Source organism: Paenibacillus sp. J31R122, assembly GCF_056269185.1.
The window spans coordinates 22,876-34,126 of the sequence record NZ_JBWDNM010000025.1; the positions used below are offsets into that span (position 1 = coordinate 22,876).

Sequence of the window (11,251 nt, forward strand, 5' to 3'; positions counted from 1 at the left end):
CTTCAAGCTACTATTACTTCGTACGACGACGAATAATGTATTGGCTAGATGCTTTTTTCTTCTTACGCGTTTTGTAACCAAGAGTTGGTTTACCCCATGGTGACAATGGCGATTTACGTCCGATTGGAGCACGGCCTTCACCACCACCGTGTGGGTGATCGTTAGGGTTCATTACAACACCACGTACTTGTGGACGTTTGCCAAGCCAACGGTTACGGCCGGCTTTACCGATTTTCACGAGCTCGTGATCTCCGTTACCTACAGAACCGATTGTCGCGCGGCAAGTGTTCAAGATGTGACGAACTTCGCCTGAACTCAAACGAATTGATACGTACTTTTCTTCTTTACCAAGAAGTTGAGCATCAGTACCAGCAGCACGAACTAGCTGTCCGCCTTTGCCTGGTTTCAATTCGATGTTGTGGATAACTGAACCGACTGGGATATTCACAAGTGGCAACGCGTTGCCCGGTTTAATATCAGCAGTTGGGCCGGACATAACTTGATCTCCGACTTTCAGTCCTTTTGGTGCGATGATGTAAGCTTTCTCACCATCAGCATAATGGATCAAAGCAATGTTGGATGTACGGTTCGGATCGTATTCGATCGTCGCAACGTTACCAACGATGCCGTCTTTCGTGCGTTTAAAGTCGATAATACGGTATTTACGTTTGTGTCCGCCGCCATGGTGACGAACCGTAATTTTACCTTGGTTATTACGACCAGCTTTTTTGAAAAGTGGTGCAAGCAACGATTTCTCCGGTGTGCTTGTTGTAATCTCTTCAAAAGTCGAAACGGACATGTTACGACGAGCTGGAGATGTCGGTTTGTACTTTTTAATAGGCACTTCGATTTCCTCCTTTTCTAAACGGATTCAAAGAACTCAAGCTCTTTGCTGTCAGCGCTCAATTGAACGATCGCTTTTTTCCAATCCGGTCTGTATCCGCTATGTTTACCATAACGTTTCGGTTTACCCGCTACACGCATTGTGTTAACGCCGGTTACTTTCACTTTAAAGATTTGCTCAATTGCAAGTTTGATTTCGGTTTTGTTCGAACGAAGATCAACTTCAAACACATAACGTTTGTTAGCCATGTAATCGCTCGTACGTTCCGTAATAACCGGGCGCTTGATAATATCGCGTGGATTTTTCATTACGCAAGCACCTCCTGTACTTTCTCTACTGCTTCTTTAGTGATAATAAGCTTGTCATGTACTAATACATCCAGAACATTAATGCCGTCAGCTGCGACGAATTTAACACCTGGAATATTACGTGCAGACAATGCTACGTTATCTTCATAACTAGCTGTAACTACAAGAGCTTTGCGACCAGCTTTAAGGTTATTCAAGATTGCCGCGAATTCTTTCGTCTTAGGCTGTGCAAATGTCAATGCATCCAAAACGATGATGTCGTTATCAATCACTTTAGAAGACAATGCCGATTTGATCGCAAGACGACGAACTTTCTTAGGAAGCTTAAATCCGTATGTGCGAGGAGTCGGTCCAAATACTGTACCGCCGCCAACCCACTGCGGGGAGCGAATGCTACCTTGACGAGCACGACCTGTTCCTTTTTGTTTCCAAGGCTTACGACCGCCACCACGTACTTCGGAGCGTCCTTTAGTTTTGTGATTACCGAAGCGTTCAGATGCTTGTTGATTAACAACAGCACTGTGCAAAACGTGAACATTTGGTTGAATTCCAAAAACCGTTTCAGCCAGTTCAAGTTCGCCCACTTGAGCGCCACTCACGTTAAATACTGTTACTTTTGGCATTTCCTGTTCCTCCTTTCTTCAAGAGAGATTATTTCTTAACTGTTTGCTTCACTTTTACAAATCCGTTTTTAGGGCCAGGAATCGATCCTTTTATAAGAAGAACGTTACGTTCTACATCTACACGGATAACTTCAAGTTTTTGGATCGTAATTGTTTCGCTACCCATATGTCCTGGAAGGCGTTTGCCTTTCGGTACACGGTTAGCTTGGATTGAACCCATGGAACCTGGTCCACGGTGGTAACGGGAACCGTGAGACATAGGACCCGTGCTTTGTCCCCAACGTTTGATAACGCCGGCAAAGCCTTTACCTTTCGAAACACCTGTTACGTCAACGAATTCGCCTTCTGTGAATAGGTCAGCTTTTACAAGTTGGCCAACTTCATAATCACCTAAGTTAATTCCGCGAATTTCACGAACGTAGCGCTTAGGAGTCGTGTTAGCCTTGCTAGCGTGACCAGCTTCTGGCTTGTTCGATCTGCTTTCTTTCTTATCAGAAAAACCGAATTGTACAGCTTCGTAGCCGTCGTTTTCTTGGTCTTTCTTCTGTAGAACCACACAAGGTCCAGCTTCGATAACCGTAACTGGTATTACGTTACCTTCAGCAGTAAACACTTGAGTCATACCAAGTTTTTTCCCTAAGATACCTTTCATGTTGACACCTCATTTCCTTTCTATAATCGCATATACTGTTATTACAGTTTGATTTCGATATCTACACCGGATGGTAAATCCAAGCGCATCAACGCATCAACCGTTTGCGGTGTTGGGTTTACAATGTCGATTAGACGCTTATGAGTGCGCATTTCGAATTGTTCCCGGGAATCCTTGTACTTGTGAACCGCACGAAGAACGGTGATGATTTGCTTTTCCGTCGGTAACGGAATCGGCCCGGATACGCTTGCTCCGGAACGTTTTGCAGTTTCAACAATTTTCTCTGCGGATTGGTCAAGAATTCTATGATCGTATGCTTTCAAGCGGATACGAATCTTTTGCTTTGCCATATAAGTCCCTCCTTCTATCGCCCAATTTATTATCGGACATACTCCGTGAGAAAACCCGGCACATGCCCCATGGCAAAGGGGCCGGGTGTGTCGGCAACCTCTCACATCATCGCAACGTCAGACCAACAGTCAATATTATACCGAATCTAATAGGCAATTGCAACATAAAGTTTATTCATGCTGCATAAAAACTTTATTGCTTGATTTATAACCGCTCAGCCTAATACTCACTCGCACAATTATAGTCGCCACTGCGCCAAAATACTACAATTTTTTCGATCCATATATGTACAATTTTTCTTATTAACAAAATACAGACAGCCTATACTTAGACATGAATTTTAAATTTGATATTCCTATGAAAAAGAAACGCAACGACCCTAAGAGTCGCTGCGTTTCTTCTATTATAATATATCTATCCCAACATCATTCGGTCATCGGCCAACTTTTTGCCGCTAATCCGTTCAAACTCACCCAGAAGCTGATCAACGGTTAAATCCTTTTTCCGCTCTTCCGTCACATCGAGAATAATGCGTCCCTTGTCCATCATAATCAATCTGTTCCCAAGTCGAATAGCTTGCTCCATATTGTGTGTAACCATAAGTGTTGTTAAGTTCATTTCCTTAACCAAAGTTTCCGTAAGCGTAGTGATTAACTCCGCTCTTGCTGGATCAAGTGCTGCAGTATGTTCATCTAGAAGCAATATTTGTGGTTTTGTAAATGTAGCCATAAGCAAGCTAAGCGCTTGACGCTCACCGCCTGATAACAATCCAACCTTTGCTCCTAGACGGTTTTCTAGTCCAATACCGATACGTTGAAGCTCTTCTTTAAATATCGCGCGTTTTTTACGTGACACACCAAATGAAAACCCACGTGACTTCCCACGTGCATAAGCAATAGCAAGATTCTCTTCGATGGACATCCTTGGCGCTGTTCCTGCCATTGGGTCTTGGAATACACGTCCAATCCAGCGGCTGCGTTGATGCTCTAATAATTGACTTATATTTACGCCGTCTATTCTAACCTCACCAGCATCAGGCTTCATCACACCAGATATAATGTTCATCAAAGTTGACTTCCCCGCACCATTACTTCCGATAACCGTTATGAAATCGCCTGGCTTCATAATAAGATTTGCTCCGACAAGCGCTGTCTTCTCATCTACTGTACCTGGATTAAACAGTTTGGACACCTGGGCTATCTCCAACATTAGTGTCCACCTCCCGGTTGTGTTTTTTCTATTGAGGCCAGCATTTCCGCTGTACGTTTCCGAGCCATATTTTTTTGATTCATTATTCTCCGAGTAGAAGGAACAACGAGTGCAAACACTATGATTACAGCTGTGATCAACTTCATATCCGAAGCTTCCAGCCATTCTATTTTCAATGCAAGTGCATAAATAATACGATATATGATCGAACCCAATACAACAGCCAAAGTAGCTCTAAATATAGTACGCGCTCCAAAAATAGCTTCACCAATTATAACAGACGCAAGTCCAATTACAATCATCCCGACTCCCATGCTGGCATCGGCAAATTTCTGATGGTGAGCAACTAGAGCACCCGATGTCGCTACAAGAGCGTTCGATAAAGCTATCCCAAAAATGATCGTATTATCCGTATTGACTCCAAAGCTTCGAATCATCCGAGAGTTATCTCCCGTAGCCCTTAGACTCAGGCCCAAGTCTGTTTTAAAGAAAAGATCTAAAAGTAGCTTCACTGCGATAACAAAAAGAATCATCACAAATATTATTGAAACATGATCGAATAAATTATTCATATTACGTAAACCCACGTTAGGCTTGTCTAATATTCTCAGGTTTATGGAATATAAAGCGATCATCATAATAATACCGGACAGCAAACCATTTATCTTACCTTTCGTATGAAGCAAACCCGTACAAACTCCTGCTAATGCTCCGCCTAAAAAGGCACAAACAACCGTAAGCCAAGGTGCTGTGCCGTTTACTGTCAAAACAGCTCCTATAGCAGCCCCGGTAGTGAAGCTCCCATCTACCGTTAAATCTGGAAAATCGAGGATTCGAAAGGTAATGTAAACGCCTAGTGCCATCAGCGCATACATTAAACCACTCTCGATAGCTCCCCCCATTGATGTAAGCATCTACTTATCCTCCTTAATATGACAAGAGGGATGAAGTCATATAGCCTGTCATCCCTCTTCCGTCTAATTTCACTTTTTTATTATTTAAAAACTTTATTACTCAAGGATATTATTAGCAGGATCTTTAACATATTTCTTCATTTCATCTGTAACTGTGATGCCTTGTTCTGCAGCTGCTTTCAAGTTGATAATAAAATCCAGCTTTTGAGGAACAGTGATATCCATATCGCCTGGTTTTTTGCCATTCTTCAAAATCTCAACAGCCATTTGACCAACCTCGTATCCATGATCAAAATATTTAAAGCCTACAGCTGCGAATGCACCTTTCTCAACGGTATCACGATCCGCTGAAAAGAACGGAATATCATTTTTGTTCGCTACTTCAATAATTGCATCTACACCAGTAACAACGTTATTGTCTAAAGTAATGTAAATAGCATCAACACGACCTACTAATGAATCAACAGCCTGTTTAACATCAGAAGTGTTAACGATTGGTGCTTTGATTAGCTTAATGCCATGATCAGCAAGTGCTTTTTCAGCATATTTTGCCATTATTACTGCGTTTGTCTCACCTTCATTAATTACTAGGCCTACCGTTTTCACATTTGGCAGTTCAGCTGCGATAAAGTCCATTGTTTGTTTCACTGCATCTGGGTTTGTATCGGATGCCCCTGAAATATTGCCTCCCGGCGCTTTCAATTGTTTTACAATTCCCGCATCAACAGGATCTGTTACTGCAGCAAACAAAACAGGCTTGTTCGTTACATCTTCTGCAAGGTTTAGAGAAGGCATTGTTGCAATTCCAAATGCCAGATCACTTTTTCCTGAAGCTATTTTCTGTGAAATTGCTTTACTATTTGATGGATCGGCTTGTGCATTATTGAAATCAATCTTCAGGTTTTCACCTTCAACAATCCCACCATCTTTAAGAGCTGCGATAAAGCCTTCACGAGTAGCATCTAGAGATGGATGTTCTACTAACTGTGATATTGAAACAGTGTACTCACTTTTGTTCCCAGTGTTCTCACTTTTGTTCCCAGTCTCACTTTTGTTCCCACCGCACGCAGCAGCTAGTAACATAACCACTAAAAGCATTGACCCAACCCAAACTCTTTTTTTCATTTTAAATACCCCTCTCAAATGTTAAATCGAATGGTACCTTATACTTTATTTATCTATCACTTAATATTAAAGCGATTTCATATCTAGAGTCAATGATTTGTTCTATTAAAAACTAGTAGAATAACTAGGTGAACAACGATGTTGTACATAAACGAACAAAAACCCTCACCGAAGTGAGGGTTTTTATTATTGCTAGCGGCTAAGCCGCCTTCAATTATTTTTGGATGGATGCTACTGCGCCAGCGCCTACTGTACGGCCGCCTTCACGAATAGAGAAACGAGTTCCCTCTTCAACAGCGATTGGAGCGATAAGCTCAACCGTTACAGTGATGTTGTCACCAGGCATAACCATTTCAGTACCTTCTGGAAGAGTGATGATTCCAGTTACGTCAGTTGTACGGAAGTAGAACTGTGGACGGTAGCCTGTGAAGAAAGGCTTATGACGGCCACCCTCTTCTTTAGTAAGAACGTAGATTTGAGCAGTGAAGTTAGTGTGTGGCTTAACCGAACCCGGTTTAGCCAATACTTGACCACGCTCAATGTTGCTGCGGTCTACACCACGAAGCAATGCGCCTACGTTGTCCCCTGCTTGAGCAGAGTCAAGCAATTTACGGAACATTTCAACGCCAGTTACTACTGATTTACGGGATTCTTCAGCAAGACCAATAATTTCGATCTCGTCGCCGACTTTGATAACTCCACGCTCTACGCGACCTGTAGCAACTGTACCACGGCCAGTGATTGTGAATACATCCTCGACAGGCATAAGGAAAGGCTTAGCTGTGTCGCGCTCAGGAGTTGGGATGTAAGTATCAACTTGCTCGAAGAGCTCGATGATTTTTTCAGCCCAAGGACCATCTGGGTTAGCAAGAGCTTCACGAGCTGCACCACGAATAATCGGAGTGTCATCGCCTGGGAACTCATACTCGGAAAGAAGGTCACGAACTTCCATCTCTACCAATTCAAGAAGCTCTTCATCTTCAACCATATCGCATTTGTTCAAGAATACTACGATGTAAGGAACGCCAACTTGTTTCGAAAGCAGGATGTGCTCACGAGTTTGTGGCATAGGACCGTCAGTAGCGGAAACTACAAGAATAGCTCCGTCCATTTGAGCAGCACCAGTGATCATGTTTTTTACATAGTCCGCGTGACCTGGGCAGTCAACGTGAGCGTAGTGACGAGTAGGCGTCTCATACTCAACGTGAGCTGTCGAGATCGTGATACCACGCTCGCGCTCTTCTGGAGCTTTATCGATTTGGTCGAATGCGATTGCTGCACCGCCGTATTTTTTGGAAAGTACAGTAGTGATAGCTGCTGTCAAAGTCGTTTTACCGTGATCGACGTGACCGATTGTACCGATATTAACGTGCGGTTTGTTACGTTCAAATTTTGCCTTAGCCATTGAACTTGAGCCTCCTCAATTTTACATCAAATTTTTATGTGTGGGCCGTCATTGCTGATTGCATGCAATCAGCAATGACGGCCAAAAGCATTTATTTATTCCTCGCGAAAAACGATTACTCGCCTTTATGCTTAGAAATGATCTCTTCAGAGATCGATCTTGGAACTTCTTCATAGTGAGAAAGCTCCATTGAGAATACGCCACGTCCTTGTGTACCGGAACGAAGTGTAGTGGAATAACCAAACATCTCGGAGAGAGGTACCTTAGAACGGATAATTTGTGCACCTGCACGAGTATCCATACCTTCGATACGACCACGACGGGAGTTCAACATACCCATAACATCGCCCATGTACTCTTCAGGAACAGTAACTTCTACTTTCATGATTGGCTCAAGCAGGACAGGCTTACACTTGTCTTTAGCTGCTTTAAGCGCCATCGATCCAGCAATTTTAAACGCCATCTCCGAGGAGTCGACATCATGATATGATCCGTCAACAACAACAGCTTTGACATCAACGAGCGGGAAGCCGGCTACAACACCGTTCTTCATCGACTCTTCAATACCAGCCTGGATAGGAGCGATAAATTCACGAGGAATTGATCCACCAACTGTTTTGTTTTCGAATATAAAGCCTGAGCCTGGCTCAAGCGGTGAAAACTCAACCCAACAATGTCCGAATTGACCTTTACCACCAGATTGACGAACGAACTTACCTTCAACCTTCGCAGCTTCACGGAATGTTTCACGGTAAGCAACCTGTGGTTTACCAACATTCGTTTCAACTTTGAATTCACGGAACATACGGTCAACGAGAATCTCAAGGTGAAGCTCACCCATACCAGAAATAATTGTCTGGTTTGTTTCTTCGTCAGTATGTGCGCGGAAAGTAGGATCTTCTTCAGCTAGCTTGGAGATCGCGATACCTAGTTTGTCTTGGTCAGCTTTCGTTTTTGGTTCGATAGCAACCGAGATAACTGGCTCAGGGAAGTTCATTGATTCAAGAATGATCGTGCTTTTCTCTTCGCAAAGAGTATCGCCAGTAGTTGTATCTTTAAGACCAACTGCTGCTGCGATATCGCCAGAGTAAACTTCCGAAATTTCTTGACGGCTGTTAGCGTGCATTTGCAGAATACGTCCAATACGCTCACGTTTGCCCTTAGTTGAGTTAAGAACATACGATCCGGATTTCAGTACGCCTGAATATACACGGAAGAATGTCAATCTACCTACATAAGGGTCAGTCATGATTTTGAACGCTAGTGCTGCAAACGGAGCTTCATCCGAAGATGGACGCTCACCCTCTTCGCCATCTTCAAGCGTACCTTTAATAGCTGGTACGTCAAGTGGTGAAGGAAGGTAGTCAACAACAGCATCCAACATTGGTTGAACACCCTTGTTACGGTATGAGGAACCAGCAACAACTGGGAAGATTTTAACTTCGCAAACACCCTTACGGAGTGCAGCTTTAATTTCTGGAATAGTGATTTCTTCACCTTCCAAATATTTCATCGTTAAGTCTTCATCCAATTCTGCTACTTTCTCGATCAATTCAGTACGAAGTGCTTCAACTTGTTCAGCATACTCCGCAGGAATTTCTGATTTCGGTACATCTTTACCTAGATCGTCATTGTAAACATAAGCTACGCGTTCAACGATATCGATAACACCTGCGAAACCATTCTCAGCGCCAATCGGTATTTGAATCGCAACAGCATTGGCACCAAGACGCTCACGCATGTCTTTGATAACATTCAGATAGTCAGCACCAATGATATCCATTTTGTTTACATAGGCAATCCGAGGTACGTTGTAGCGATCAGCCTGACGCCATACTGTTTCGGACTGTGGTTCTACGCCTTCTTTTGCACTAAAAACCCCAACGGCCCCGTCCAATACGCGTAGGGAACGTTCAACCTCAACTGTGAAGTCAACGTGTCCCGGGGTGTCGATAATATTGATGCGGTGTCCATGCCATTGAGCGGTAGTCGCGGCAGACGTAATTGTAATGCCGCGCTCTTGTTCTTGCTCCATCCAGTCCATCGTAGCGCCACCTTCGTGAACTTCTCCGATTTTGTGGGTACGACCAGTAAAGAACAAGATCCGTTCAGTAGTAGTGGTTTTACCGGCATCGATATGCGCCATAATCCCGATGTTACGCGTATTTTTCAAGGAGAACTCTCTTGACATGATAATTTCTCCTCTCGATTGAAAAGCTTCTACCAGCGGTAGTGAGCAAACGCTTTGTTTGCTTCAGCCATTTTGTGAGTATCTTCGCGCTTCTTAACAGCTGCACCAGTGTTATTGGAAGCATCTGTGATTTCAGCAGCTAAACGCTCTTCCATCGTTTTTTCACCGCGGTTACGTGAATAGTTCACGAGCCAACGGAGACCAAGTGCCGTACGGCGCTCTGGTTTAACTTCGATTGGCACTTGATAGTTAGCTCCACCTACACGGCGTGCTTTAACCTCAAGAACCGGCATAATATTTTTCAAAGCTGCTTCAAAAACTTCCATTGGATCTTTACCCGTGCGTTCTTGAATCAGTTTGAAAGCATCATATAATAGTGTTGCTGCAACACCTCTTTTACCGTCAAGCATAATGCGGTTAATAAGGCGTGTTACCAGCTTGCTGTTATACAACGGATCTGGCAATACATCGCGTTTCGTTACAGGACCTTTGCGTGGCATGAGAAAGTCCCCCTTTCTTCTAATAGTCATTCATTCTAAAACTAGCATTACGATAAACCTAAAAGGCTATTCTATGCTTTTTTAACTTTTTTACGCTTAGTACCGTATTTCGAACGAGCTTGATTACGGTTGTTAACGCCTGCAGTATCAAGTGCTCCGCGAACGATATGATAACGTACTCCTGCTAAATCTTTTACTTTACCACCACGGATCAAAACAACGCTATGCTCTTGCAAGTTGTGTCCGATACCCGGAATGTAAGCCGTAACCTCTAAGCGGTTCGTTAAACGAACACGAGCATATTTACGAAGTGCGGAGTTCGGTTTCCTTGGAGTCATAGTTCCTACACGAGTGCACACACCGCGTTTTTGAGGAGCGCTGATGTTAGTTGCTTCACGTTTTAGGGCGTTAAATCCTTTTTGCAAGGCTGGCGATTTCGATTTAACTACTTTCGCTTGACGTCCTTTACGGACCAATTGATTAATTGTTGGCATGATGCCACCCCCTTCCCCTATTTTCATGTCTTTTGAAAACTGAAATTTAGGACACTTACTTGATTGACTGTCCTAAGTCTATATTTCACTGCGAAACAGTAACTCTGTCAATCGAGAAAGACTTGAGCCGTTTGCGCTAGGTAGACATTTCACCTTGATTTTAAGCCCACAGATCCAGGCGGTTCATAAAGGAGCAAAGAAAAATTCTCGCCAGATGACTATCGTTAAATAATCAACTAACAAAAACGGTTACTACTTCATTCTTCTTCGATAATGAGTGCTGCCATTGCAGCTCCGACATCGATACCGCAGGTTTCCCCAAGGCTTATCATCGTATCGACCCATTTAACCGGAACACCTGAACGTTCACATTGATGAATGATTCTCTCAATCATCTGCGAGTCTGCGTCTCGTGCAACATAGACTTTGACTGCTCTTTGCTGCTCAAGCATCTTCATCGTTTGTTTTGCACCGACCTTAAACTGCATGAAATCACCTTCATTTCTTCCAATCAGTGATTACACAATTAGGCACACTTCGATATATTAACACCTAAGTTGTACTTATGTCAAGGTCTTGTAATGATAATCATTTTATAGTTACTAAGCATTCACTTCATACTATAAACATGGGAA

13 protein-coding genes are annotated in these 11,251 nt (G+C 43.2%); all 13 read right to left on the minus strand.

Features of this window, described 5'->3' with window-relative positions; all coding sequences use genetic code 11:
* Window positions 1-13: 13 nt before the first annotated feature.
* The 13 genes from rplB to AC0YN7_RS27980 all read right to left on the minus strand — a co-directional run bounded on the left by rplB (window position 14) and on the right by AC0YN7_RS27980 (window position 11,104).
* Window positions 14-844 carry a 50S ribosomal protein L2 gene (rplB, locus tag AC0YN7_RS27920; RefSeq protein WP_475813286.1) on the minus strand — a complete coding sequence of 277 codons (831 nt, stop codon included), beginning with the start codon at window positions 842-844 and terminating at the stop codon, window positions 14-16.
* A gap of 17 nt (window positions 845-861) precedes the next feature.
* The gene (gene rplW / locus AC0YN7_RS27925) at window positions 862-1,152 is read right to left on the minus strand and encodes a 50S ribosomal protein L23 (protein WP_475813287.1); all 291 of its coding nucleotides are present in this window, start codon (window positions 1,150-1,152) and stop codon (window positions 862-864) included.
* Window positions 1,152-1,775: a 50S ribosomal protein L4 gene (gene rplD / locus AC0YN7_RS27930; protein WP_475813288.1), complete on the minus strand. Its 624-nt coding sequence runs from the start codon at window positions 1,773-1,775 to the stop codon at window positions 1,152-1,154. Before rplD ends, rplW begins: the two co-directional genes overlap by 1 nt.
* A 28-nt stretch (window positions 1,776-1,803) precedes the next feature.
* Complete coding sequence (rplC, locus tag AC0YN7_RS27935; RefSeq protein ID WP_475813289.1) at window positions 1,804-2,427, minus strand: 50S ribosomal protein L3; 624 nt, start codon at window positions 2,425-2,427, stop codon at window positions 1,804-1,806.
* Between the two features lie 41 nt (window positions 2,428-2,468).
* Entirely contained in the window at window positions 2,469-2,777 is a 309-nt protein-coding gene (rpsJ, locus tag AC0YN7_RS27940) for a 30S ribosomal protein S10 (protein ID WP_197938307.1), read from the minus strand.
* A 415-nt stretch (window positions 2,778-3,192) separates the two neighbouring features.
* The gene (locus AC0YN7_RS27945; protein ID WP_475813290.1) at window positions 3,193-3,987 is read right to left on the minus strand and encodes an ABC transporter ATP-binding protein; all 795 of its coding nucleotides are present in this window, start codon (window positions 3,985-3,987) and stop codon (window positions 3,193-3,195) included.
* Window positions 3,987-4,901, minus strand: a complete 915-nt coding sequence (locus tag AC0YN7_RS27950; RefSeq protein ID WP_475813291.1) for an ABC transporter permease — start codon at window positions 4,899-4,901, stop codon at window positions 3,987-3,989. Before AC0YN7_RS27950 ends, AC0YN7_RS27945 begins: the two co-directional genes overlap by 1 nt.
* Window positions 4,902-4,997: 96 nt before the next feature.
* Entirely contained in the window at window positions 4,998-6,026 is a 1,029-nt protein-coding gene (locus AC0YN7_RS27955; protein WP_475813292.1) for an ABC transporter substrate-binding protein, read from the minus strand.
* A gap of 214 nt (window positions 6,027-6,240) precedes the next feature.
* Complete coding sequence (gene tuf, locus AC0YN7_RS27960) at window positions 6,241-7,431, minus strand: elongation factor Tu (protein ID WP_475813293.1); 1,191 nt, start codon at window positions 7,429-7,431, stop codon at window positions 6,241-6,243.
* A gap of 115 nt (window positions 7,432-7,546) precedes the next feature.
* Window positions 7,547-9,622, minus strand: a complete 2,076-nt coding sequence (gene fusA / locus AC0YN7_RS27965) for an elongation factor G (RefSeq protein ID WP_475813294.1) — start codon at window positions 9,620-9,622, stop codon at window positions 7,547-7,549.
* Between the two features lie 29 nt (window positions 9,623-9,651).
* Window positions 9,652-10,122, minus strand: a complete 471-nt coding sequence (rpsG, locus tag AC0YN7_RS27970) for a 30S ribosomal protein S7 (protein WP_102715357.1) — start codon at window positions 10,120-10,122, stop codon at window positions 9,652-9,654.
* 71 nt (window positions 10,123-10,193) lie between these two features.
* Window positions 10,194-10,616, minus strand: coding sequence for a 30S ribosomal protein S12 (gene rpsL, locus AC0YN7_RS27975; protein ID WP_475813295.1), 423 nt, complete (start codon window positions 10,614-10,616; stop codon window positions 10,194-10,196).
* A 257-nt stretch (window positions 10,617-10,873) separates the two neighbouring features.
* The gene (locus AC0YN7_RS27980; RefSeq protein WP_475813296.1) at window positions 10,874-11,104 is read right to left on the minus strand and encodes a ribosomal L7Ae/L30e/S12e/Gadd45 family protein; all 231 of its coding nucleotides are present in this window, start codon (window positions 11,102-11,104) and stop codon (window positions 10,874-10,876) included.
* Window positions 11,105-11,251 lie beyond the last annotated feature (147 nt).

Coding starts and splice junctions, on each gene's coding strand:
- rpsL (WP_475813295.1), bottom strand. CDS start 10,616: ATGCCAACAATTAATCAATTGGTCCGTAAAGGACGTCAAGCGAAAGTA.
- AC0YN7_RS27950 (WP_475813291.1), bottom strand. CDS start 4,901: ATGCTTACATCAATGGGGGGAGCTATCGAGAGTGGTTTAATGTATGCG.
- fusA (WP_475813294.1), bottom strand. CDS start 9,622: ATGTCAAGAGAGTTCTCCTTGAAAAATACGCGTAACATCGGGATTATG.
- rplD (WP_475813288.1), bottom strand. CDS start 1,775: ATGCCAAAAGTAACAGTATTTAACGTGAGTGGCGCTCAAGTGGGCGAA.
- AC0YN7_RS27945 (WP_475813290.1), bottom strand. CDS start 3,987: ATGTTGGAGATAGCCCAGGTGTCCAAACTGTTTAATCCAGGTACAGTA.
- AC0YN7_RS27955 (WP_475813292.1), bottom strand. CDS start 6,026: ATGAAAAAAAGAGTTTGGGTTGGGTCAATGCTTTTAGTGGTTATGTTA.
- tuf (WP_475813293.1), bottom strand. CDS start 7,431: ATGGCTAAGGCAAAATTTGAACGTAACAAACCGCACGTTAATATCGGT.
- rplC (WP_475813289.1), bottom strand. CDS start 2,427: ATGAAAGGTATCTTAGGGAAAAAACTTGGTATGACTCAAGTGTTTACT.
- rplW (WP_475813287.1), bottom strand. CDS start 1,152: ATGAAAAATCCACGCGATATTATCAAGCGCCCGGTTATTACGGAACGT.
- rpsJ (WP_197938307.1), bottom strand. CDS start 2,777: ATGGCAAAGCAAAAGATTCGTATCCGCTTGAAAGCATACGATCATAGA.
- rpsG (WP_102715357.1), bottom strand. CDS start 10,122: ATGCCACGCAAAGGTCCTGTAACGAAACGCGATGTATTGCCAGATCCG.
- AC0YN7_RS27980 (WP_475813296.1), bottom strand. CDS start 11,104: ATGCAGTTTAAGGTCGGTGCAAAACAAACGATGAAGATGCTTGAGCAG.